This window comes from Streptomyces anthophorae, from assembly GCF_049310305.1.
Taxonomy (GTDB): Bacteria; Actinomycetota; Actinomycetes; order Streptomycetales; family Streptomycetaceae; genus Streptomyces.
The window spans coordinates 6,120,645-6,143,182 of record NZ_JBLWQQ010000001.1 but is presented as its reverse complement, the minus strand read 5'-3'; the positions used below and the strand labels follow the sequence as shown (position 1 = coordinate 6,143,182).

Sequence of the window (22,538 nt, the reverse complement as noted above, 5' to 3'; positions counted from 1 at the left end):
TCTGACGTGTTGTAATTTAGCGGAACCGGTACTGCGGGGCCCCAGTGGGTCGACCGGGGATCCCGGGGCGAGGCTATCGCGCAGCAGCGCAAGGAGTGTGACGTACTGTCGGTCCCGGGGCGCACAAACACGCACCTTTCACCCGGCGGGACGCAACCCCGCCCCCGCGTACGACGTCAGACGGGTCGGGATCGGTGACCGCGAGCGAGAGGGCAGGAGGGCCGATGCGAAAGCGCAGCGACCGGCCGTTCGCCGTTCGGGCCGCTGTCGCCGCCGCCACGGCGGTCGTGCTCGCGGGTGCCTCGCTCGCCGCGTGCGACGCCACGGGCGACAACTCCCCCGGCCCTTCCGGCTCCCCGAGCTCCGCGAAGCCGTCGCCGAAGCCCACTCCCACGTGGGACACGAAGCCTCGGTCGGTTGCCGCGGTGGGTGACTCGATCACGCGCGGCTTCGACGCCTGCTCGGTGCTCTCCGACTGCCCCAAGGTGTCGTGGGCGACGGGGACGGACAGGTCGGTCAGGAGTCTGGCCGTGCGCTTGCTCGGTGAGAGCCGCGCCAAGACGCACAGTTGGAACCACGCGCGGACCGGCGCGAGGATGGCCGACCTCCCCGAGCAGATGCACCGGGCGGCGGCCCGGAAGCCGGAACTCGTGACGGTGATGGCCGGTTCGAACGACGCGTGCCGTCCTTCGGCCGCCGGGATGACGCCTGTCGCGGAGTTCCGGGCCGACTTCCAGGAATCCCTGCGGCAGTTGCGCCAGACGGCGCCCAAGGCGCAGGTGTACGTGCTGAGCGTGCCGGACCTCAAGCGGCTCTGGTCGCAGGGGCGGGCGAATCCGCTGGGCAAACAGGTGTGGAAGCTCGGCATCTGCGCGTCGATGCTGGCCGATCCGGACGACCTGAACTCCACGGCCACCGCCCGGCGGGACTCCGTGCAGGCCCGCGTGGTGGCGTACAACGAGGTGCTGCGCGAGGTCTGCGCGAAGGACAAGAAGTGCCGGTACGACGGCGGGGCCGTGTTCGGGTACAAGTTCGGGCAGGCGCAGTTGAGCGAGTGGGACTGGTTCCACCCGAGCATCGACGGACAGGCCCGGCTCGCCGCGCTCGCGTACCGCGGGGTGACCGCGAGGTAGCCGGGGAAGAGACCGGGCGTAGTGTCGCGATCATGAGCAGCGAACTCTTCGGCACCCTGCCCGACCCCGACCGCACGCCCGTCCACCGCTGGACCCTGGAGCGTGAAGGGGCGCGGGTACGCGTCCTGACGTACGGCGGGATCCTTCAGTCGGTGGAGGTGCCCGACCGGGACGGCGCCGTCGCGGACGTGGTGCTCGGGTTCGCCGATCTCGACGGGTATCTGAAGCACCCTGAGCCGTACCTGGGGGCGGTGGTCGGGCGGTACGCGAACCGGATCGCCGGCGGCCGGTTCGCGCTGGACGGGCGGGTCCACCACCTCGCGCGGAACAACGGCGAGAACGCGCTGCACGGCGGCGAGCGCGGCTTCGACAAGCGGGTGTGGGACGCGGAGGCCCTCGGGGAGCACGGGGTGCGGCTGAGCCGGGTGTCGCCCCACGGCGAGGAGGGGTACCCCGGGCGGGTCGAGGTCTCGGTGACGTACACGCTGGAGGCGGGCGGTGTGCTGCGGATCGCGTACGAGGCCGTGACCGACGCGCCGACGCCGGTGAACCTGACCAACCACACCTACTGGAACCTCGGCGGGGCGCTCTCCGGGAGCGCGGTGGACGGTCACGAGCTGCGGATCGACGGTGGGCGCGTGACGGCCGTCGACGAGGGGCTCATTCCGACCGGTGAGCTGCTGGACGTGACCGGGACGCGGTTCGACTTCCGGCAGAGCCGGAAGGTGGGGCCCGGGTACGACCACAACTACGTGCTCGACAAGGGGGTGAGCGGCGAGGCCGTGGAAGTGGCCGAGCTGCACGACCCGGCGTCGGGGCGGGTGCTGAGCGTTGCCACGACCGAGCCGGGGGTGCAGCTGTACACGGCGGACGGGTTCGACGAGTCGCTGCGGTTCGCCCCCGGCGACGGGATCGCGTTGGAGACGCAGCACTTTCCCGACTCGCCGAACCGGGTGGAGTTTCCGTCGACCGTGGTGCGGCCGGGGGACGTGTACCGGTCGCAGACGGTGTACCGGTTCGGGACCCGGGGTTGACGTCTCGGGGCGCTGTCCCGGGCCCCGCGCCTCAATCGCCGGCGGGGCTTGAAAACCAGACCCCGCCGGCTCTCGCCCTAGAGCGGGCTTTGTATGCGGGCCCGCACTCGGGTGTCCGTCAGGGAGCGGCCCGCCGTCACCTCGTACGGGCCCGGGACGGAGGACCACGCATGCGTCGTCTCGTCCCAGGTTTCGAAGGCTCGGCGGGGGAGGTCGATGGTGGCCGACACCGTCTCGCCGGGGGCCGCCGTCACGTTTGCGAAACCCGCGAGCCGGCGGGGTGGACGCGTCTCGTCGGGCTCGGTCGGTGACACGTACACCTGGACGACCTCGCGTCCGGGCCGCTCCCCCGTGTTGCGCACGCGGACCGTCGCCGTGGTGCCGTGGAGCTCGATGGACTCGTACGTCCAGTCGGTGTAGCCGAGGCCGTGGCCGAAGGGGTAGGCGGGGGTCCTGCCCGCCCTGTCCCAGGCGCGGTAGCCGATGAAGACGCCCTCGGTGTAGGGGAGTTCGCCGTCCACCGGTGTCACCTGCGTGACCGGAGCGTCGGCCAGGGAGCCCCATGTGGTGGGGAGGCGGCCGCCCGGTTCCTCGGCGCCGGTGAGGACGTCGGCGAGGGCGGCGCCGCCCTCCTGGCCGGGGAACCACGACAGCAGCACGGCCGCGACGTCCTCGCGCCAGGGCAGCTCCACCGGGGAGCCGGAGTTGACGACCACCACGGTGTTCGGGTTGGCGGCGGCGACCGCGCGGACGAGGTCGTCCTGGCGGCCCGGGAGCCGCAGGTCGGCGCGGTCGAAGCCCTCGGACTCCACGCGGTCCGTCGTGGCGACCACGACGACGGCGACCTCGGCGTCGCGCGCGGCCGCGGCGGCCTCGGCGAGCAGCGTGTCCTCGTCCCGGCGCGGGTCGAGGTGCACAAGGCTGAACAGCACGACGGGCAGCGGCATGGCGAGGGACTTGTCGAGGGTGTGCAGGAGCGAGACCTCGACCGGGTGGCCCTCCGTGAGGGCCACCTTGCCGCGTTCGACGGGCGCGCCGAAGAACGCCTCGAAGGGGTCGGATCCCGTGCCCATGGCCTGCACGCCCTCGTACAGGACCGTGTCGTCGACGGTGAGCGTGAAGGCGCCGAGGCCGCGGGTGCCGAAGGCGTGGTCGCCGCTCTCGCGCGGGGTGAAGGTGCCCTTGATCTCGATGCTGTGCAGCGCCTCGTGGGTGACGCCGGACGGCAGGTCGGTGCCGAACCACTGGACCTGGCCGTTCGGCAGCGTGCCCTCGCCGAGGACGGTGCCTTCCGCGTCGCGGCAGACGGCGCGGAGCGTGAACCCCTTGTCGGCGACGGCGAGTTCGTCGCTCGGGTCGGCGCCGACACTGTATGTCAGGGAGGGCAGCGCGGCGCTCAGGCCGTCGAGCGGGGAGACGATCCGGGACGGGAACACCGTGGCCGAGCCGCCGCCGAGGACGCGGGCGTCGCGCGCGGCGGCCCCGATGAGGGCGACCCGCGTGTCCGGACGCAGCGGCAGGACACCGGAGTTGCGGACGAGGACGAAGGCGCGGTGGGCGAGCTCCCGGGCCAGCGCCTCGCCGTCGACCTCCGCGGGAAGGTCCGTGACGGCGGGCTCGGCACCCTCGAGGGCGCCGACCCGCGCCGCGAGCCGCAGCACGTTGCGGACGGCCGCGTCGACCTCGGACTCGTCGACCTCGCCGGAGCGGACGGCCTCGACCAGCGCCGGTCCGTACACCGTCTGCGGGCCGGGCATCGCGACGTCCAGGCCGCCTTTGAGGTCCCCGACGGTCGAGCGGGCGGCCATCCAGTCGGAGACGTTGAAGCCGTCGAAGCCCCACTCGCCGCGCAGGATCTCGTTGACCAGGTAGCGGTGCTCGGTCATCGAGGTGCCGTTGACCGAGTTGTAGGCGGTCATGATGCCCCACGGGTGGGCGTTCAGTGTGATCGCTTCGAAGGGGGCCAGGTACAGCTCGCGCAGGGCCCGTTCGGAGACCAGGTTGTTCACCGTGAAGCGGTCCGTCTCGGCGTCGTTCGCGACGTAGTGCTTCATGGTCGTGCCGACGCCGCCGGACTGCACGCCCTGTACGTAGCCGGTGCCCATGACCCCGGCGAGGTACGGGTCCTCGCTGTACGTCTCGAAGTGGCGGCCGCCGAGCGGCGAGCGGTGCAGGTTCACGGTCGGGGCGAGCAGTACGTGGACGCCCTTGCGGCGGGCCTCCTGCGCGAGCAGCACGCCCGCGCGACGCGCGAGCGAAGGGTCCCAGGTGGCGCCGAGCGCGGTCGGGGACGGCAGCGCGATCGACGGATCGTCGGCGCTCCAGCGCACGCCGCGCACGCCGATGGGGCCGTCGGACATGACGAGGGACTTCAGGCCGATGTCGGGGACCTCGGGCAGCGACCACATGTTCTGGCCGCCGAGCAGCCGGGCCTTGGTGTCCAGGTCGAGCTTGCCGAGCGCGGCCTCGACCGCCGCCTCGCGGGCCCGATCGGACCGTTCCCTGCCGTCGTCCGCCTGCTGCGCCATGTCGGCACCTCCTCGTCGAAGTCTGAGCGCCTCCATCCTGCACCCGCTACCTGTGGATCGGTAGGTTTCGTTACCTTGCCGTTACCCATGGGGCGAGGGGGTGTCACGCCCGTGCCGTACGGTGACCGCATGAGCAGCACCAGGACCGCCAGGAGCCAGGAACGTCGGGCCGAGATCCTGCGGGCGGCGCTCGACGTCATCGCCGAGCGCGGATACCGGGGCGCGAGCCTCGCGGCGGTGGCCGAGCGCGTGGGGCTGACCCAGCAGGGGCTGCTGCACCACTTCCCCACCAAGGAGGCGCTGCTCGTCGCCGTCCTCGAGGAACGCGACCAGTGGGACTCGGTGCCCAGCAGTCAGTGGCGGCTCGATCTGCTCGGCACGCTGGTCGAGTACAACGCGATGCGGCCCGGGATCGTGCAGACCTTCTCCGCACTGCTCGGCGAATCGGTGACCGAGGGGCATCCGGCGCGGGAGTTCTTCACCACGCGCTACACCGGCGTACGGGAGTCGATGGCCTCGGTGCTGCGGGCCGAGTACGGGGAGCGGCTGCCCGGCGGGCTCACGCCCGAGCGGGCCGCGCCACTGCTCGTCGCGGTGCTCGACGGCCTTCAGTACCAGTGGCTGCTCGACCCGGAGGCCGTGGACATGCCCGGCGCGGTGCGCGACTTCCTGGGACTCCTGGCCGCGGAGGGCTAGTTGGTCCGGCCCTGGCCGTGCGGAGCCGGCCACTGCGCCTCGGATCCGGGAGCCTGGGCCTGGGCCGGTTCCGGCGCCCCCTGCTCACCCTCCAGTTCGCGCACCATCAGCGTCGCGCCGGCGACCGCACCCGGCATCAGGAACACCGCGACGAACGGGACCAGGAACGCGAGCGCGAGCGGCGTACCGAAGCCCCACGCGAGGCCGCGGCGCGAGCGCAACACGGCAAGACGCTCACGGACTTCGCGATTCCGGCGCTGCCACGCCACCGACGTCAGCTCCTCCGTGAGGAAGTAGCCGGTGACGAAGAAGCCGATGACCGGGATCACGGTCTGGCCGATGAACGGGACGAACCCGAGGGCGAAGAGGAGGATGCCCCACAGGGCGGCGCGCACGAGCAGCCGCAGGCTGTCGCGGGCGGAGATCCACAGTTCCCGCATGAGCGAGAGGCCGGACTCCGGCGCGTGACCGCCGCTCTCGGACCGGTCGACCTCCTCGGACAGCGACTCGTAGAAGGGCTGGCCGATCAGCAGGGTCACCGCGGTGAAGGTGAGCACCGCGAGAAGCAGGGCGAGGGCGAAGAGGACCGCCGTCAGGAAACCGCGGAACAGGCCCTGCCACGGGGACGTCCAGCCATCGGCGAACGGCGTGGACCAGGAGACGAAGTCGCCGCCCCAGACGCCGAGGCAGACCAGCGCCGCCGCGTACAGGACCAGGGTGATCAACCCCGGCAGCAGGCTCCAGCCGTACCGCTTTCCGTGCTGGGCAACCCAACGCTGCCCCTTCAACAAATAGCCGAAGCCCGCCCCGAGATCACGCATGGCGCAACCCTACGGGACGGGCCCGACCGCGCATCAAGCTCAGACGGAGAGCGTGACCGTGACGTTGCCGCGGGTCGCCTTGGAGTACGGGCAGACCTGGTGGGCCTTCTCGACCAGGGCCTTGGCGGCGGCCGCGTCCACGTTCGGGATGGCGGCGGAGATCTCGACGATGATGCCGAAGCCCTCGTCGTTCTTGCCGATGCCGACGTTGGCGGTGACGGTCGAGCCCGAGACGTCGACGCCCTCCTGGCGGGCGACGACGGCGAGCGCGCCCTGGAAGCAGGCGCTGTAGCCCGCCGCGAAGAGCTGCTCGGGGTTGGTGCCCTCACCGGAGCCGCCCTGCTCCTTGGGCGGGTTGACGACGAGGTCGAGCTTGCCGTCGCTGGTGGAGACGCGGCCGTCGCGGCCGTTCTCCGCGGTGGCGGTGGCGGTGTAGACGACGTCGGACTGCGTGATGGCCATGACCGGCTCCCTCGTTCGCGCGGGTGATTCTTTCGACTAGCGGAACGAGGTTACCGAATCACGGAATCAATGGATGTGGCGGGGGTCACCCCGAGCGGGGTCGCTCCCCCCGGCACCCGAACCTCAGAGCTTGACGACCATCTTTCCGGTGTTGTCGCCGCGCAGTACCCCGAGGAACGCCTCCAGGTTGTTCTCGATGCCCTCGACGAACGTCTCGCGGTACTTCAGCTCACCGGAGCGCACCCACGCGCCGACCTCCTGCACGAACTGGGGCTGGAGGTCGTAGTGGTCGCCGACGAGGAAGCCCTCGATGCGGCCGCGGGTCTGGATGAGCCGGGCGAGGTTGCGCGGGCCGGGGGCCGGCTCCGTGTTGTTGTAGACGGAGATCGCGCCGCAGATGGCGATCCGGCCGTCGCGGTTCAGGCGGCCGATGGCGGCCTCCAGGTGGTCACCGCCGACGTTGTCGAAGTAGGCGTCGACGCCGTCGGGAGCGGCCTCCTTCAGGAGCGTGTGCACGTCGCCCGACTTGTAGTTGAAGGCGGCGTCGAAGCCGTACTCATCCAGGAGCAGCTTCACCTTCTCGTCCGAGCCGGCCGAGCCGATGACCCGCGAGGCGCCCTTGAGCTTGGCGATCTGACCGACCTGGCCGCCGACCGCGCCCGCCGCGCCGGAGACGAAGACGCTGTCGCCCTCCTTGAAGGAGAGCGTGCGCAGCAGGCCCGCGTAGGCGGTGAGGCCCGTCATGCCGAGGACACCGAGGTACGTGGACAGGGGCGCGGCGTCCGGGTCGACCTTCACGGCCTGCTTCGCGTCGAACGTCGCGTACTCGCGCCAGCCGAAGAAGTGCAGCACGTGGTCGCCGACGGACACGCCCTCGTCGTTCGAGGCCAGGACGACGCCGACGGCGCCGGCCTGCATGGGCTTGCCCAGCTCGTACGGGGCGACGTAGGACTTCGCGGCACTCATCCGGCCGCGCATGTACGGGTCCACGGACACGTACAGGTTCTTGACGAGGACCTGACCGGGGCCCGGCTCGACCACCGGGGCCTCGCGCAGCTCGAAGTCCTCGGGCTTCGGCCAGCCGACGGGGCGGCTGAGCAGGACCCACTCGCGGCCGGTGGCGGGGATCTGGGGGGTGTCGGCGGTCATGCGCTGATCCTTTGTCGAGGGGGCGGAAGCACGTGGGCCGAAGCATGCGAAAAATACTTCAGTACCTGAAACAACAATGCTCCTGAATATTTCAGGATGTCAAGCAACTGGGTACGCTGGGGGACATGGCCGCAACGAGTTCCCCCCGCACGGACCCCCTCACGCTCGAGGTCGTCGAGCTGATCGGGGAGATCGTCGCGCGCTACCACCAGGAGTACGAGGAGGCCGCCTCGCGGCACGGGCTCACCGGGGCGCAGGCGCGCGTGCTCGGCCTTCTGTCCATGGAGCCGCTGCCGATGCGGCGGGTGGCGACGCGGCTGAAGTGCGAGCCCTCGAACGTGACGGGGATCGTGGACCGCCTGGAGGCCCGCGGCCTCGTCGAGCGGCAGCCCTCGCCGGGCGACCGCCGGGTGAAGGTGGCCGCCGCCACCGCGGAGGGGCGGCGGATCGCGCGGACCCTGCGCGAGACGCTCGACTTCGCGCGGGAGCCGCTGGCCGGCCTGACGCAGGAGGAGCGGGTGGCGTTCCGGGACATGCTGCGGCGGATGCTCGGGACGGACGTCGGGACGGCCTGACCTCGGGCCCTACGTGCACCACCACAGGAAGCGCTCGCACGTGGCCGACGGGTTGGGCTCGGCGGTGGGCGTGGCCGACGGCGAGCGGGAGGGCGGGGGCGCGGGCCGGGAGCTCGCGGAGGAGCGGGGCGCGGAGGTGGCCGGGGCGGGGCGGGTCGCCCGGTGCGTCGCCTCTGCGTCGACCGGGCCGGAGGACCGGGGGCGCTCAGGGCGCGGCGGCGTCGACGCGGGGGCCGATGACGTGCGCGAGGCGCGGGACGCGGGCGGCGTGGAACGCTCGGCCGTGACGGACGGGGACACGGTGTCGGCGCCCTGCGTATCGGTGGCGGACGTGTCGGGAGCCGCCCGAGTACGGGAGCCGCCGTCCGGGGGCCCCTCGCCGAGCTGGGCGACACCGAGGCCGACGCCGCCCGCGACGAGCGCGATACCCGCCGTGGCCAGCAGGACGCGACCGCGCCGCCGGGAGCGCGCGGAGCGGCGCGTCGAGCGGTGCGAGCGGCGCCTGACCCGGGCCCGGACCGGCGCCGCCTCCCCGCCCTGCCCCTCGTCGGCCGCCCCCTCCTGAGCGGCGACCCACTCCCCGTACGAGCGCACGGCGTCGACCGGCGTGCCGCAACCCGGGCATGCCAGGGCGCCGTTGAGGTGTCTGTGGCACGGGTGGCAGTAGTCGTCCATGACCAACGGAGGCTAGGCGCAGGGCCGGTGAGGGAAAAAGTCCGTGCTGTGAATCTTCTGTACGGAATGCGACCGCGACCGGCCGGCCGCCGACCCATCCGGACCGGTCGCGCGAGCCTGCGCAGACCATTGACACCCCGGGGAGGCCGACTTACTGTCTCGCCAGCATTTCGAACGTGTGACGAAATTTCGAACAGCACAGGGGGCAACTGCCTTGCGGATCACGGGAATCAGCACGCACGTGGTCGGGACTCCGTGGCGGAACCTGACCTACGTACAGGTGCACACCGACGAAGGACTCACCGGTGTCGGCGAGACCCGGATGCTGGGCCACACCGATGCGCTCATCGGCTACTTGCACGAGGCCCAAGCCAACCACATTGTCGGCTCCGACCCGTTCGCCGTCGAGGACCTCGTACGAAGGATGAAGTACGGCGACTACGGCCGGGCCGGCGAGATCGTCATGTCCGGCATCGCCGTGATCGAGATGGCCTGCTGGGACATCAAGGGCAAGGCCCTCGGCATGCCGGTCTGGCAGCTGCTCGGCGGCAAGGTGACCGACAAGGTCAAGGCGTACGCGAACGGCTGGTACACCACCGAGCGCACCCCGGAGGCGTACCACAAGGCCGCGCAGGCAGTGATGGAGCGCGGGTACAAGGCGCTGAAGATCGACCCGTTCGGCACCGGGCGCTTCGAGCTGGACCACGAGCAGTCCCTGTACGCCGTGTCGTTGATCGAGGCCGTGCGCGACGCGATCGGGCCCGAGGCCGAGCTGATGCTGGAGATGCACGGGCGGTTCTCCCCCGCCACGGCGATCCGGCTCGCCCGCGACCTGGCGCCGTTCAACCCGGCGTGGCTGGAGGAGCCGGTGCCGCCGGAGAACCTGAAGGCGCTGGAGAAGGTGGCCGCGAAGGTGGACATGCCGGTGGCGACCGGTGAGCGGATCCACGACCGGATCGAGTTCCGGGAGCTGTTCGAGAGCCAGGCCGTCGACATCATCCAGCCCGACGTCGGCCACATCGGCGGCATCTGGGAGACCCGGAAGCTGGCCGCCACGGCGGAGACCCACTACATGCTGGTGGCCCCGCACAACGTGGGCGGGCCCGTACTGACCGCCGCTTCTCTTCAAGTGGGCTTCTCCACTCCCAACTTCAAGATCCTCGAGCACTTCAACGACTTCGCGGACGCCGAGATCAAGAAGGTCGTGAAGGGCGCGCCGCAGGTCGTCGACGGCTACTTCGAGCTGTCCCACGAGCCGGGGCTCGGCGTCGAGCTCGACGTCGACGCGGCGGCCGAGTTCCCGCAGCAGCAGGCCCGGTTCGACCTGTGGGCCGAGGGCTGGGAGAAGCGCGACCCGAAGGCGGCGTCGTGAGCTCAGCCGTCGTCGTCGAGGCGCCCGGCAAGCACCGGGTCGTCTCCCACGAGCCCGCCGCACCGGGCCCCGGTGAGGCGCGCGTGCGGGTGCACGCCGTGGGCATCTGCGGCAGCGACCGCGAGGTGTACCAGGGCAACAGGCCCGAGGGGTACGTGCGTTACCCGCTCACCCCGGGGCACGAGTGGTCCGGCGTCGTCGACGCGGTCGGCGCCGGGGTGCCACAGGCCCTGACCGGGCGCAAGGTCGTCGGCGAGGGCTTCCGCAACTGCCAGGTGTGCGAGCGGTGCCACGCCGGCGAGACGACGCTGTGCACCGACGGGTACGAGGAGACCGGCTTCACCCAGCCCGGGGCCATGGCCACGACGTTGGTGCTGCCCGCGCGGCTGCTGCACGTACTGCCCGACGACGCCGATCTCACGGCCGCCGCGCTGCTCGAACCCGCCGCGTGCATCGCCGCCGCGGCGCTCAAGGCGCAGGCGCTGCCCGGTCAGCGGGTGGGCGTGGTCGGGACCGGGACGCTCGGGATGTTCGCCGTGCAGTTCCTCGCGGCGGCGTCCCCGGCGGAGCTGGTGGTGGTCGGCACGCGGGACGACCGGGCCGCTCTGGCACGGCAGTTCGGCGGCACCGACTTCCGGCTGCGTACGGATGTACTGCCGGACGATCTCGACGTCGTCATCGAGACGGCCGGGTCCGCGTCCGCCGCGCGTACGGCGGCGTCCTTGCTGCGGCGGGGCGGTCGGCTCGTGCTGACCGGGATTCCGGCGGCCGGGGCGGCTCAGGGGCTCGACCCGACGGATCTCGTGGTGCGGCAGCTGGAGGTGCGGACCGTGTTCGGGGCCGCGCCGGACGCGTGGGCGCACGCGGTGCGGATGTTCGGGGCGGGGTTGCTGGATCCGTTGCCGCTCGTGACGCACGAGGTGCCGTTGGAGCGGTTCGCCGAGGCCATCGAGTGGGTGGGGGCGGGGGACCCCTCGGTCGGCAAGGTGCTGTTGCGGCCCTAGCCGTGTGCGGCTGCGCCCGCGGCGGGCCCTCTTCCCCAAGCCCGCCCCTTCCCGAAACGGCGCTTCGCGCCCCGTGGCCGAGGTCTCGGGGCTCCGCCCCGGACCCCGCGCCTCAATCGCCGGCGGGGCTGGATCCTTCCGAACCTCATCCGAAATCTCGAACAACCGATAAGGACCACCGTGACCGACACACCCCGCCGCCCCGGCGAACCCGCGCTCTCCGCTCTCGGGCTGAGCGCCCCCGACCACTCCCCCGCCGACGCCTCTCCCCACACGTTCCCCGACGGCGGCACCTGGCGTACCGAGATTCCCTCGGTCGAAGGGCCGGAGGCCCTCGCCACCGTGCTCAAGGAGTCCTCGCGGCTCGACGTGCCCATCCACCGGATCAGTCAGGGCAGCGGCATCTGGATGCTGCGGGACGCCGAGATCCAGGAGATGGTCGAGGCGACCGCCGAACGCGACATCGAGCTCTGCCTGTTCACCGGGCCGCGCGGCAGCTGGGACACCGGCGCCTCCGTGCGCACCGACTCGGGCGGCGCGGGGCTGCGCGCCCGTGGCCACGACGCCGTCGCCGGATGCGTCGAGGACGCCGTGCGGGCGACGGAGCTGGGCGTGAAGTGCCTGCTCGTCGCCGACGAAGGCGTGCTGTGGACGCTGCACCGGGCGCGGCAGCAGGGCGTCATCCCGGGCGACACCACGCTCAAGGTGTCCGCGCTCGTCGGCCCCGTGAACCCCGCCTCGTATGCGGTGTACGAGCGGCTCGGGGCCGACTCGCTCAACGTGCCCAGCGACCTCACGCTCGCGCACCTCACCGAGATCCGGCGGGTCTCCGCCGCGCCCATGGACATGTACGTCGAGGCGCCCGACGACCTCGGCGGCTATGTCCGGATGTACGAGATCGCCGAACTGGTGCGCCGCGGCGCCCCGTTGTACCTGAAGTTCGGCCTGGCCAAGGCCCCGGCCATCTACCCGTACGGGGCCCAGCTGCGCGACGTCACCCTGGACACGGCCCGCGAGCGGGTGCGCCGGGGCCGGCTCGCGCTCGATCTGCTGGAGCGGCACGGGGCCGCCGGCGGGATGTCGCCGCTGGGCTCACGGCTGCCGGGACCGCTGAGCCGGTTCGACACGGGCCAATAACGTTCCGGGCACGCAACTTCCCAGAACTGGACAGGGCCGCGCAGAATCCAACGCATCTCCACGCTCCACTCGGTCAACCCCAGCTCCGCGCAAGGGACTTCGCACCACCCGCATTTGTGCACTCACACATCAAGGATGATGACCATGCGAAACCGTCGAGCCGTTCTCACCGCGATAGCCGCTTCCGCCTCCCTCGCGCTCACCCTGTCCGCCTGCGGCCAGAGCAGCGAGGGCGGCAGCAAGGACGAGAAGAAGAGCGCGAAGGGCTCCACCGTCGGCATCGCGATGCCGACCAAGTCCTCCGAGCGGTGGATCGCCGACGGCAACAACGTTGTCAAGTCGCTGAAGGCGAAGGGCTACAAGACCAAGCTGGCGTTCGGTGAGGACGACCCCGACCAGCAGGTCTCGCAGATCGAGAACATGATCACCCAGGGCGTCTCGGCGCTGATCATCGCCTCGATCGACAACAAGTCCCTCACCAACGTGCTCCAGGAGGCGAAGGACGCGAACATTCCGGTGATCGCGTACGACCGCCTGATCCTGGACTCGAAGAACGTCGACTACTACGCGACGTTCGACAACGAGAAGGTCGGCGAGCTCCAGGCCGGCGCCCTCGTCAAGAAGCTGGGCCTCGACAGCGGCAAGAAGGGCCCGTTCAACCTGGAGCTGTTCGCCGGCTCCAACGACGACAACAACACCAAGTACTTCTTCAACGGCGCGATGTCGGTGCTCAAGCCGTACATCGACAAAAAGCAGCTCGTCGTGAAGTCCGGGCAGACCAAGCTCAACCAGGTCACGACGCTGCGCTGGGACGGCGCCACCGCGCAGAAGCGCATGGACGACATCCTCACCTCGACGTACAAGAGCGACAAGGTCGACGCCGTGCTCTCGCCGTACGACGGCATCTCCATCGGCATCCTCTCCGCGCTGAAGTCCGACGACTACGGCACGAAGGCCAAGCCGCTGCCGGTGGTCTCCGGTCAGGACGCCGAGGTCGCCTCCGTGAAGTCGATCATCGCGGGCCAGCAGTACGCGACGGTCTACAAGGACACCCGCAAGCTCGCCGAGGTGTCCGTGGACATGGTCGACGACGTGCTCAACGACAAGAAGCCCAAGGTCAACGACACGAAGACGTACGACAACGGCGCCAAGGTCGTCCCGTCGTACCTGCTCACCCCGGTCAGCGTCGACAAGACCAACTACCAGAAGACGCTCATCGACAGCGGCTACTACACCAAGTCCGACCTGGGCCTGAAGTAGCCCGTACCCGTCTCAGAGAAGGGCACGACCATGGCGGGACCCGTCCTGGAAATGCGCTCGATCGTCAAGACCTTTCCCGGCGTCAAGGCGCTGTCGGACGTCTCACTGAGCGTCCGTCCCGGCGAGGTCCACGCCATCTGCGGGGAGAACGGCGCCGGAAAGTCCACCCTCATGAAGGTGCTCTCCGGCGTCCACCCGCACGGAAGTTACGAAGGGGACATCCTCTTCGAGGGGGAACACTGCGAGTTCAAGGACATCAACGCCAGTGAGGCGCGCGGCATCGTCATCATCCACCAGGAGCTGGCGCTCGTGCCGTTCCTGTCGATCGCCGAGAACATGTTCCTCGGCAACGAGCACGCGAGCCGCGGCTTCATCAACTGGCACGAGACGCTCGGCCACGCGACGCGCCAGCTGCGCCGCGTCGGCCTGAACGAGAACCCGAACACCCGCGTCGCCGACATCGGGGTGGGCAAGCAGCAGCTCGTGGAGATCGCCAAGGCGCTCGCCAAGGAGGTGAAGCTGCTGATCCTCGACGAGCCGACGGCCTCGCTCAACGACGAGGACTCGGACACGCTCCTCGATCTGATCCTGGAGCTGAAGGACCAGGGCATCACCTCGATCATCATCTCGCACAAGCTGAACGAGATCCGCAAGGTCGCCGACTCGGTGACGATCCTGCGCGACGGTCGCACCGTCGAGACCCTCGACGTACGGGCCCCGGAGACCACCGAGGACCGGATCATCTCCGGCATGGTCGGCCGCGACCTCGACCACCGCTTCCCGGAACGGACCCCGCACCAGCCGGAGGCGGGCGCCTCCCCCGCGCTGGAGATCCGCAACTGGACGGTGCGCCACCCCATCGACCGCGAACGCAAGGTCGTCGACGACGTGTCGCTCACCGTGCGCCGCGGCGAGATCGTCGGCATCGCCGGGCTGATGGGCGCGGGCCGCACCGAGCTGGCGATGAACGTCTTCGGACGTACGTACGGCCGGTATGCGGGCGGCGAGGTGCTGAGGGACGGCAAGGAGATCAGTACGCGGCACGTCTCCGACGCGGTCGGCCACGGGATCGCGTACGTCACCGAGGACCGCAAGCACTACGGCCTCAACCTCATCGACACCATCGGCCGCAACATCACGATGAGCGCCCTGGGCAAGGTCGCCAAGCGCGGCGTCGTCGACGAGCACGAGGAGCGGCAGGTCGCCGAGAGCTACCGCAAGTCGATGAACATCAAGGCCCCGACGGTGTTCGAGCCGGCGGGGAAGCTGTCGGGCGGCAACCAGCAGAAGGTCGTCCTCAGCAAGTGGATCTTCGCGGGGCCCGAGGTGCTGATCCTCGACGAGCCGACGCGCGGCATCGACGTCGGCGCCAAGTACGAGATCTACACGGTCATCGACAAGCTCGCGGCCGAGGGCAAGGCGGTCGTCTTCATCTCCTCCGAGCTGCCCGAGCTGCTCGGCATGTGCGACCGCATCTACACGATGGCCGCGGGCCGCCTGACCGGCGAGTTGCCGCGTGCCGAGGCGACGCAGGAATCGCTGATGCGCCTGATGACGAAGGACAAAGAGGTAGCGCGATGAGCACGAACGTGACGGACAAGATCCCGGCGGCCGCGCCGCCACCGCCGCCGCGCAAGGCGGGAGAGGCGGCCGGGGGCGGCCTGATCCAACTGGTCGTCGCCGGCATGCGCCGCAACATGCGCCAGTACGGGATGCTGATCGCGCTCGGCCTCCTCGTCGCCGTCTTCGCCGTGTGGACCGACGGCGACCTGATCCTGCCGCGCAACGTCTCCAACCTGGTCCTCCAGAACAGCTACATCCTGATCCTCGCGATCGGCATGATGCTGGTGATCATCGCGGGCCATATCGACCTGTCCGTCGGCTCGTTGACGGCGTTCGTCGGCTCGATGGCCGCGGTCCTCACGGTCAGCCACGACATCTCCTGGCCCGTCGCCGTCATCCTCTGCCTGGTGATGGGCGGCATCGCCGGTTCCATCCAGGGCTGGCTCATCGCGTACGGCGGCATACCGTCGTTCATCGTGACCCTGGCCGGCATGCTGGTGTGGCGCGGGCTCACCGAGATCCTGCTCAAGGGCCAGACCCTCGGCCCGTTCCCCGACGGCCTCCAGAAGATCGGCAACGGCTTCCTGCCGCAGGTCGGCCCGAACACGAACTACCACAACCTCACGCTGCTGCTCGGCGTCCTGCTCGCCGCCGCCGTGGTCTGGCAGGAGCTGCGCGACCGGCGCAGGCAGCGCGAATTCTCCCTGGACGTCGTCCCGTTCAACCTGTTCGTGCTGAAGATCGTCGCGATCGTCGCGGCCATCGCGGTCGTCACGCTGCTGCTCGCCAGCTACAAGGGCACCCCGATCGTCCTGATCATCCTCGGCGTCCTGGTGGTCGGCTACGGCTACGTGATGCGCAACTCGATCTTCGGCCGGCACATCTACGCGATCGGCGGCAACCTCCCGGCCGCGAAGCTCTCCGGCGTGAAGGACAAGAAGGTCTCCTTCTACGTCTTCCTGAACATGGGCGTGCTCGCGGCCCTGGCGGGCCTGGTCGTCGCGGCCCGGCTGAACGCGGCCTCGCCGAAGGCGGGGCTCAACTTCGAACTCGAGGCGATCGCCGCGTCGTTCATCGGCGGCGCGTCGATGAGCGGCGGCGTCGGCACCATTCTCGGCGCGATCATCGGCGGTCTCGTCCTCGGCGTGCTGAACAACGGCATGAACCTGCTCGGCGTCGGCTCCGACTGGCAGTCGGTGATCAAGGGCCTGGCCCTGCTCGCCGCGGTCGGCTTCGACGTCTGGAACAAGCGCAAGTCCGGTTCGTAGTTTCGGTTTCGCATCTCACTTCAGGAGCCGCACAGATGGAACTGAGCAGACGTACGGTCATGGCCTCCGCCGCGGCGGCCGGTGTCGCAGCCACCGCGCTCGGCGGCACGGCCCACGCATCAACAGCCTCCGGAGGCAGGAAGCCCGTGAAGGAACCCTTCGGCAAGCTCGCCGACGGCACGAAGATCTACCGCTGGTCGCTGGAGAACGGCGGCACCCGCCTCAAGGTCCTGAACTACGGCGGCATCGTCCAGTCGCTCGAACTCCCGGACCGCCACGGCAAGTACGTGAACGTCTCCCTCGGCTACGACACCATCGAGGAGTACGTCGCCGGCACCACGTTCTTCGGCGCCACCATCGGCCGCTACGGCAACCGCATCGCCAAGGGGAAGTTCACCCTCGACGGCAAGGCGTACCAGGTCTCCGTGAACGACGGCGAGAACTCGCTGCACGGCGGCGCCAAGGGCTTCGACAAGCGGGTGTGGGACATCGAGCCCTTCGCCTCCGGCTCGGACGTCGGCCTGCACATGCACTACACGTCCGTCGACGGGGAGATGGGCTACCCCGGCACGCTGAGGACGACGGTCACGTACACGCTGACCTCGCGCGGCGACTGGCGCATCGACTACGAGGCCACGACCGACAAGCCGACCGTCGTGAACCTCACCAACCACACCTACTACAACCTCGCGGGTGAGGGCAGCGGCACGATCTACGACCATGAGCTGACGCTGGCCGCCTCCCGCTACACGCCCACCGACGCGGGCCTCATCCCGACCGGCGAGCTGGCGAAGGTCGCGGGCACCCCGTTCGACTTCCGCAAGGCGAAGCCCATCGGCCGCGACATCCGCGCGGCCCACCCGCAGCAGATCCTCGCCAAGGGCTTCGACCACAACTGGGTCATGGACAAGGGCATCACCGCGAAGCCCGTCCTCGTGGCGACGCTGCGCGATCCGGCCTCGGGCCGCAGCCTGAAGATCGCCACGGACCAGCCGGGCCTCCAGTTCTACTCGGGCAACTTCCTCGACGGCACGCTGGTCGGCCAGTCGGGGCGCACCTACCGGCAGGGCGACGGACTGGCCCTGGAGACCCAGCACTTCCCGGACTCCCCGAACCAGCCGTCCTTCCCGTCGACGGTGCTGCGCCCGGGCGAGACGTACCGGACGACGACGGTGCACTCGTTCGGCACGTGAGCCCCGTTCGTCATCTCTAGGTGAACACCGCATCTCTAGATGAACACCGCCCCGCCCGTATCCGTATGACACGCCACCACGGATACGGGCGGAGGCATGTGATGACCGGAAGCGTCGTCTCGCTGTTCCAGGGTTCGACGGCCCACTCCCCCTCCTACGGCCAGCTGACGCGGGCCGGGGCGGGCGGCGCCGGCGAGGTCGTCGACTTCTGCATCCCCTGCAACCCCTACTTCCCCACCCCGGGCATGCTGGAGACGCTCCGCGCGCGGCTGCCCGAGATCCTGACGTACTACCCGAGCAGCGCCGAGCACATCACGGCCGAGCTGTGCCAGGTCCTCGGCCTCAACCCGCAGACCGTGGCGATGGGCAACGGCTCGACCGAGCTCATCACCTGGATCGACCACCTGCTGGTCCGCGAGTCCCTCGCCGTGCCGGTGCCGACGTTCGGCCGGTGGACGGACCAGCCGATGGAGACGGGCAAGCGGGTCGACATGTTCCCGCTGCCCGAACGCGACGGGTTCGCGCTCGACCCGGCGGCGTACGCGGAGTTCATCCACGCGCGCGGCTCGCGGTGCGCCGTCGTCTGCAACCCGAACAACCCCGACGGCGGCCTGCTCCCCCGCCGCGCCCTGCTGACCCTCATCGACGAACTCCGGCACCTCGACCTGGTCGTGATCGACGAGTCCTTCCTCGACTTCGCCGACACCGAGGGCGGCCGGGACCCCAGCCTCGTACAGGAGGCGGTCCTGCGCCCGAACGTGATCGTGCTGCGCAGCCTCGGCAAGAACTTCGGGCTGCACGGGGTGCGCTTCGGCTACCTGGTCGCGAACCCGGGCCTGGCGGGGAAGGTGCGGTCGATGCTCCCGAAGTGGAACCTCAACGCCTTCGCCGAGACGGTCGTCTTCATGCTCCGCGAGCACCGCCAGGAGTACGCCGACAGCATCCGCCAGGTGTGCCGCGACCGCCAGGACATGCGCTGGCACCTGGCACGCCTGCGCGCACTCACCGTCCACCCCTCGCAGGGCAACTTCCTCTACGTGCGCCTGCCGGACGGTGTCGACGGAGTGACGGTCCGCGACCGGCTGCTCGCCGAGCACGGCGTCCTGGTGCGCGAGTGCGGCAACAAGATCGGATCGTCCAGCAGTTTCCTGCGCCTCGTGGTGCGACCCCAACCGGACGTCCTGCGCCTGGTGGCCGGTCTGGAGTCGCTCATGGGGAGTGGGAAGGGAGCCGCCGTGCCCGAGCGATACGGAGGGACCACCTACAGCTCGGGCACGGCGGCGGTGGACCGCCTCATCCGGTCCACGGGGGCCTGAGCCTCAGGGGTTGCGCCAGGCGGCGGGGTCCTCGGCCAGTTCCCGCACCGGTTCCGGCAGCCGGTCGTGCGCGAGGTCCGAGAGCGTGACGCCCTCCAGGATCTTGCGCACATTGGCCCGCAGCGCCACCCACAGCGGGAGCAGCGGTTCGGCGGGTCCTGTGTAGCTGAGCGCGTTCGGCCGCTCACCGCGCACCGAGACGATGGGCCCCTCGACCGCTCGCACGACGTCGGCGACGGTGATCTCGTCGGCGGGCCGGGCGAGCAGATAGCCGCCGTTGCCGCCCCGCTTGCTCACGACGATGCAGCCCCGCCGCAGATCACTGAGGATCCCCTCCAGGAACTTGTGCGGAATCTCCTGAGCCGCGGCGACGGCCTCGGCCTTGATCGGCACACCGTCCCCCTCGGCATGAACGGTGATTTCCAGGCAGGCACGTACGGCGTAGTCGGCGCGGGCGGAGATCCTCATGGCGCCATTGTGGTGGACGACCGTGGATCTTCCAGCATCTGGGACAGGGAAGCCATCCCTACCATTCCCATAGGGATGGTGCGTACAGTCGCCGTCATGGATTTCTCCTGGGCGATAGTCGTGGCCGGTGCCCTCGTCGGCCTCGCGGTGGGTCTCACCGGCATGGGCGGCGGCGCGCTGATGACGCCGATCATGGTGATGCTGTTCGGCGTCAACCCGACGGCGGCGATCGGCAGCGACCTGGCCACGTCCGTGTTCATGAAGCCGTTCGGGGCGGCGGTGCACCAGAAGGCGGGGACCGTGCGCTGGGACATCGTGCGCTGGCTGCTGCCGACGGCGATGCCCGCGGCGGTCCTCGGCGCGCTCTGCCTGGGGCTGCTCGGCGACGGGGACCAGCTCCAGGAGCGCGTGAAGTACGTCATCGGGGGCGCGCTCGTCCTGGCGGTCGTCGGGATGCTGGCCCGGATGCGCCTGGACGCGCGGCGCGGCACGGGCGCGGACGAGGCGGAGGACGCCCACGTGGCGGTCCGCCCGCTGGCCACCCTCGCCATCGGCCTGATCGGCGGCTTCATCGTCGGCATGACGTCCGTCGGCTCCGGCTCGCTGATCATCGTCATGCTGATGCTGGCGCACCCGCGCCTCAAGGCGAACCACCTCGTCGGCACCGACCTCGTCCAGGCCATCCCGGTGGTCGCGGCGGCGGCCCTCGGCCACGTGATCTTCGGCGACGTCGCCTTCGGCATGGCGGGCACGCTGCTGATCGGCGCGATCCCGGGCGTGATCGGCGGCGCCCTCCTCTCCACCCGCATCTCCGGCCCGGCACTGCGCTGGGCCCTGGTCACCCTCCTGGCGGGCTCGGGCCTGGCGATGTGGGGAGTCTCGGGGATCCCCCTGCTCCTGGTGTGCGCGGCGTTCGCGGCGCTCGGGGTGACGGTGACGCTGCGGGGGCGCCGGAGCCGCTCGCTGGTGGTGGCGGGCTCCCCGACCCCACCCCCTGCCTCCGCCTCCGCCACGGAAGAGCCCGTACAGGAGGCGAGCTCCCGGGCGTAGCCGACGGCGTCACCACCACACAGCCATCCGGCGGCCCAACCAGCACGAGCACCATCAGCGGCGCCTCAGCCACTGGCCTTCGCAGACCCGAAGAGCTGGTGGAGCATGGTGTACGAGCAGCTGGCCTAGGCTACGGACGCACTGAAGGCCCTCGGGAAAACTGGGAAACCACTTCCGGTGGCACCTTCAAGGGCCATGGTTGTCACCAACTGAATCAGTCGGCGACAACCATGGCCTTCTTATTTCGGCGGAAGGTCACGCCAGCCGGATCACATTCCACGACAGCGGTTCGAGCGAGGCCTTCAGCTTCCCGTCCTCCAAAGCCGTGGTCGTCGCCGAATGCGGCACCACGCGCTCGGGCTCCGCGAGCGTATTGCGGGCTTCCGGGTCGGCATCGGAAAGCACGCTGTGTTCCACGATTTGCGCCAACTCAAGGCCGTTCAGGGCCACTTCGAGCGGGAGCGACTCCGTCTGGCTGCGGTTCACCGCGAACACGGTGACCGTACCGTCCTCCGCGCGGACCGCCGTGGCGTGCAGGAGGTCGGCCGTGTCGTGCCGCTGGGTGTCGTACGTGGGTCCGGACACGCGGACGTCGAGGACCTCGCCCCTGCCGTACTTCGACGCCGCGGCGAACGGGTAGAACGTCGTCTGCCGCCAGGCCGGGCCGCCGGGTTCGGTCATGATCGGGGCGATGACGTTGACGAGTTGGGCGAGGCAGGCCACCGTCACGCGGTCCGCGTGGCGCAGGAGCGCGATCAGCAGTGAGCCGAAGACGACGGCGTCCGTGACCGTGTAGACGTCCTCCAGGAGGCGGGGCGCCTCCGGCCAGTCGAGCGCCGCCACTTCCTGCTGGGAGCGCGTCTGGTACCAGACGTTCCACTCGTCGAAGGAGAGGTTGATCCTCTTCGAGGACTTGAGGCGCGCGCCGACGTGGTCGCAGGTCGCCACCACGTTCTCGATGAACGACTCCATGTCCACCGCCGAGGCGAGGAACGAGTCCCGGTCTCCGTCGTGCTCCTGGTAGTAGGCGTGCAGGGAGATGTGGTCGACCAGGTCGTACGTCTCCGCGAGGACCTTCGCCTCCCACTCGGCGAACGTGGGCATGGACTGGCCGGAGCTGCCGCACGCGACGAGCTCCAGGTCCGGGTCGATCTGCCGCATGGCGCGCGCCGTCTCGGCGGCCAGTCGCCCGTACTCCTCGGCCGTCTTGTGGCCGGTCTGCCAGGGGCCGTCCATCTCGTTGCCGAGGCACCACAGGCGGATGCCGAAGGGGTCCTTGTCGCCGTGCTCGATGCGCAGGTCGGACAGGGCGGTGCCGGCGGGGTGGTTGGCGTACTCCTGGAGCTCTATCGCCTCGGCCACGCCGCGCGTGCCCAGGTTGAGCGCCATCATCGGCTCGGCCTGCGGGCCGAGCTTGCGCAGGAACGCGATGTACTCGGACAGACCGAAGCGGTTCGACTCCGTGGTGCGCCAGGCGAGGTCGAGGCGGGCCGGACGGTCCTCGACGGGGCCGACCGAGTCCTCCCACTTGTAGCCGGAGACGAAGTTGCCGCCGGGGTAGCGGATGGTCGTCACCCCCAACTCCCGTACGAGTTCCAGGACATCGGTGCGCAGACCCGCCTCGTCCGCGTGCTCGTGCCCCGGCTCGTGGATGCCGGTGTAGACGCAGCGGCCGAGGTGCTCCACGAAGGAGCCGAAGAGCCGGGGGTTGACGGTGCCGACGGTGAAGGCGGGGTCGAGGGTGAAGCGTGCGGTGCGCAATGGGTGCCTTTCCTTGAGGTTCTCTACCGAGGTACCGGGTCTTTGAGGTTCTCTACCGAGGTGCCGGGGGCAT

The 22,538-nt window shown here is 70.2% G+C and carries 19 protein-coding genes and 1 pseudogene; 13 read left to right on the top strand and 7 right to left on the bottom strand.

Annotation, left to right across the window (positions count from 1 at the left end):
• Positions 1-224: 224 nt before the first annotated feature.
• Together ACNYS0_RS27810 and ACNYS0_RS27805 are read left to right on the top strand one after the other, a co-directional pair.
• A complete protein-coding gene (locus ACNYS0_RS27810) occupies positions 225-1,133 on the top strand; it encodes an SGNH/GDSL hydrolase family protein (RefSeq protein WP_422477170.1) in 909 nt (302 codons plus the stop codon).
• A 32-nt stretch (positions 1,134-1,165) separates the two neighbouring features.
• Entirely contained in the window at positions 1,166-2,167 is a 1,002-nt protein-coding gene (locus ACNYS0_RS27805) for an aldose epimerase family protein (protein WP_422477168.1), read from the top strand.
• Between the two features lie 77 nt (positions 2,168-2,244).
• On the opposite strand, the gene ACNYS0_RS27800 is transcribed toward ACNYS0_RS27805, so the two are convergent.
• On the bottom strand, positions 2,245-4,695 hold the full coding sequence (locus ACNYS0_RS27800) for a beta-glucosidase family protein (RefSeq protein WP_422477166.1): 2,451 nt from the start codon (positions 4,693-4,695) through the stop codon (positions 2,245-2,247).
• A gap of 111 nt (positions 4,696-4,806) precedes the next feature.
• Between ACNYS0_RS27800 and ACNYS0_RS27795 the strand changes: the two genes are divergently transcribed.
• Entirely contained in the window at positions 4,807-5,391 is a 585-nt protein-coding gene (locus ACNYS0_RS27795; protein ID WP_422477165.1) for a TetR/AcrR family transcriptional regulator, read from the top strand.
• On the opposite strand, the gene ACNYS0_RS27790 is transcribed toward ACNYS0_RS27795, so the two are convergent.
• The 3 genes from ACNYS0_RS27790 to ACNYS0_RS27780 form a co-directional block, all read right to left on the bottom strand.
• A complete protein-coding gene (locus tag ACNYS0_RS27790) occupies positions 5,388-6,212 on the bottom strand; it encodes an EI24 domain-containing protein (RefSeq protein WP_422477164.1) in 825 nt (274 codons plus the stop codon). The two genes, ACNYS0_RS27795 and ACNYS0_RS27790, sit on opposite strands and share 4 nt — an antisense overlap.
• A gap of 39 nt (positions 6,213-6,251) precedes the next feature.
• Positions 6,252-6,674, bottom strand: coding sequence for an organic hydroperoxide resistance protein (locus ACNYS0_RS27785; protein WP_422477163.1), 423 nt, complete (start codon positions 6,672-6,674; stop codon positions 6,252-6,254).
• Between the two features lie 123 nt (positions 6,675-6,797).
• On the bottom strand, positions 6,798-7,823 hold the full coding sequence (locus ACNYS0_RS27780) for an NADP-dependent oxidoreductase (protein WP_422477162.1): 1,026 nt from the start codon (positions 7,821-7,823) through the stop codon (positions 6,798-6,800).
• Positions 7,824-7,948: 125 nt separating this feature from the next.
• Between ACNYS0_RS27780 and ACNYS0_RS27775 the strand changes: the two genes are divergently transcribed.
• Positions 7,949-8,398: a MarR family winged helix-turn-helix transcriptional regulator gene (locus ACNYS0_RS27775; protein ID WP_422477161.1), complete on the top strand. Its 450-nt coding sequence runs from the start codon at positions 7,949-7,951 to the stop codon at positions 8,396-8,398.
• Positions 8,399-8,407: 9 nt separating this feature from the next.
• Here ACNYS0_RS27775 and ACNYS0_RS27770 read toward each other — a convergent pair whose 3' ends face one another.
• Complete coding sequence (locus ACNYS0_RS27770; protein WP_422477160.1) at positions 8,408-9,073, bottom strand: SCO2400 family protein; 666 nt, start codon at positions 9,071-9,073, stop codon at positions 8,408-8,410.
• A gap of 214 nt (positions 9,074-9,287) precedes the next feature.
• Between ACNYS0_RS27770 and ACNYS0_RS27765 the strand changes: the two genes are divergently transcribed.
• From ACNYS0_RS27765 to ACNYS0_RS27730, 8 genes and pseudogenes are all read left to right on the top strand, one after another.
• The gene (locus ACNYS0_RS27765) at positions 9,288-10,445 is read left to right on the top strand and encodes a mandelate racemase/muconate lactonizing enzyme family protein (RefSeq protein ID WP_422477159.1); all 1,158 of its coding nucleotides are present in this window, start codon (positions 9,288-9,290) and stop codon (positions 10,443-10,445) included.
• Positions 10,442-11,449 carry a zinc-dependent alcohol dehydrogenase gene (locus ACNYS0_RS27760; RefSeq protein WP_422477158.1) on the top strand — a complete coding sequence of 336 codons (1,008 nt, stop codon included), beginning with the start codon at positions 10,442-10,444 and terminating at the stop codon, positions 11,447-11,449. The genes ACNYS0_RS27765 and ACNYS0_RS27760 overlap by 4 nt, the downstream gene beginning before the upstream one ends.
• A gap of 180 nt (positions 11,450-11,629) precedes the next feature.
• Positions 11,630-12,586 (top strand): hypothetical protein, encoded by a 957-nt coding sequence (locus tag ACNYS0_RS27755; RefSeq protein ID WP_422477157.1) that lies wholly within the window; start codon positions 11,630-11,632, stop codon positions 12,584-12,586.
• Positions 12,587-12,730: 144 nt separating this feature from the next.
• A complete protein-coding gene (chvE, locus tag ACNYS0_RS27750) occupies positions 12,731-13,846 on the top strand; it encodes a multiple monosaccharide ABC transporter substrate-binding protein (protein WP_422477156.1) in 1,116 nt (371 codons plus the stop codon).
• Between the two features lie 30 nt (positions 13,847-13,876).
• The gene (mmsA, locus tag ACNYS0_RS27745) at positions 13,877-15,427 is read left to right on the top strand and encodes a multiple monosaccharide ABC transporter ATP-binding protein (RefSeq protein ID WP_422477155.1); all 1,551 of its coding nucleotides are present in this window, start codon (positions 13,877-13,879) and stop codon (positions 15,425-15,427) included.
• Positions 15,424-16,677, top strand: coding sequence for a multiple monosaccharide ABC transporter permease (mmsB, locus tag ACNYS0_RS27740; RefSeq protein ID WP_422477154.1), 1,254 nt, complete (start codon positions 15,424-15,426; stop codon positions 16,675-16,677). Before mmsA ends, mmsB begins: the two co-directional genes overlap by 4 nt.
• Before the next feature lie 35 nt (positions 16,678-16,712).
• Entirely contained in the window at positions 16,713-17,870 is a 1,158-nt protein-coding gene (locus tag ACNYS0_RS27735) for an aldose epimerase family protein (RefSeq protein ID WP_422477153.1), read from the top strand.
• Between the two features lie 101 nt (positions 17,871-17,971).
• Positions 17,972-19,177, top strand: a pseudogene (locus tag ACNYS0_RS27730) (pyridoxal phosphate-dependent aminotransferase); the annotation flags it as partial.
• 12 nt (positions 19,178-19,189) lie between these two features.
• Here the strand turns inward: ACNYS0_RS27730 and ACNYS0_RS27725 are convergent.
• Positions 19,190-19,654: an RrF2 family transcriptional regulator gene (locus ACNYS0_RS27725; RefSeq protein WP_422477152.1), complete on the bottom strand. Its 465-nt coding sequence runs from the start codon at positions 19,652-19,654 to the stop codon at positions 19,190-19,192.
• A 96-nt stretch (positions 19,655-19,750) separates the two neighbouring features.
• Between ACNYS0_RS27725 and ACNYS0_RS27720 the strand changes: the two genes are divergently transcribed.
• Entirely contained in the window at positions 19,751-20,704 is a 954-nt protein-coding gene (locus tag ACNYS0_RS27720; RefSeq protein WP_422477151.1) for a sulfite exporter TauE/SafE family protein, read from the top strand.
• Positions 20,705-20,959: 255 nt separating this feature from the next.
• Here ACNYS0_RS27720 and arfA read toward each other — a convergent pair whose 3' ends face one another.
• Positions 20,960-22,465 (bottom strand): arabinosylfuranosidase ArfA, encoded by a 1,506-nt coding sequence (arfA, locus tag ACNYS0_RS27715; RefSeq protein ID WP_422477150.1) that lies wholly within the window; start codon positions 22,463-22,465, stop codon positions 20,960-20,962.
• Positions 22,466-22,538: the final 73 nt, after the last annotated feature.

Bases quoted from the DNA above. Each gene is read 5' to 3' on its own strand.
- ACNYS0_RS27810 (WP_422477170.1), top strand. From the start codon at position 225: ATGCGAAAGCGCAGCGACCGGCCGTTCGCCGTTCGGGCCGCTGTCGCC.
- ACNYS0_RS27805 (WP_422477168.1), top strand. From the start codon at position 1,166: ATGAGCAGCGAACTCTTCGGCACCCTGCCCGACCCCGACCGCACGCCC.
- ACNYS0_RS27800 (WP_422477166.1), bottom strand. From the start codon at position 4,695: ATGGCGCAGCAGGCGGACGACGGCAGGGAACGGTCCGATCGGGCCCGC.
- ACNYS0_RS27790 (WP_422477164.1), bottom strand. From the start codon at position 6,212: ATGCGTGATCTCGGGGCGGGCTTCGGCTATTTGTTGAAGGGGCAGCGT.
- ACNYS0_RS27785 (WP_422477163.1), bottom strand. From the start codon at position 6,674: ATGGCCATCACGCAGTCCGACGTCGTCTACACCGCCACCGCCACCGCG.
- ACNYS0_RS27780 (WP_422477162.1), bottom strand. From the start codon at position 7,823: ATGACCGCCGACACCCCCCAGATCCCCGCCACCGGCCGCGAGTGGGTC.
- ACNYS0_RS27775 (WP_422477161.1), top strand. From the start codon at position 7,949: ATGGCCGCAACGAGTTCCCCCCGCACGGACCCCCTCACGCTCGAGGTC.
- ACNYS0_RS27770 (WP_422477160.1), bottom strand. From the start codon at position 9,073: ATGGACGACTACTGCCACCCGTGCCACAGACACCTCAACGGCGCCCTG.
- chvE (WP_422477156.1), top strand. From the start codon at position 12,731: ATGCGAAACCGTCGAGCCGTTCTCACCGCGATAGCCGCTTCCGCCTCC.
- mmsA (WP_422477155.1), top strand. From the start codon at position 13,877: ATGGCGGGACCCGTCCTGGAAATGCGCTCGATCGTCAAGACCTTTCCC.
- mmsB (WP_422477154.1), top strand. From the start codon at position 15,424: ATGAGCACGAACGTGACGGACAAGATCCCGGCGGCCGCGCCGCCACCG.
- ACNYS0_RS27735 (WP_422477153.1), top strand. From the start codon at position 16,713: ATGGAACTGAGCAGACGTACGGTCATGGCCTCCGCCGCGGCGGCCGGT.
- ACNYS0_RS27725 (WP_422477152.1), bottom strand. From the start codon at position 19,654: ATGAGGATCTCCGCCCGCGCCGACTACGCCGTACGTGCCTGCCTGGAA.
- ACNYS0_RS27720 (WP_422477151.1), top strand. From the start codon at position 19,751: ATGGATTTCTCCTGGGCGATAGTCGTGGCCGGTGCCCTCGTCGGCCTC.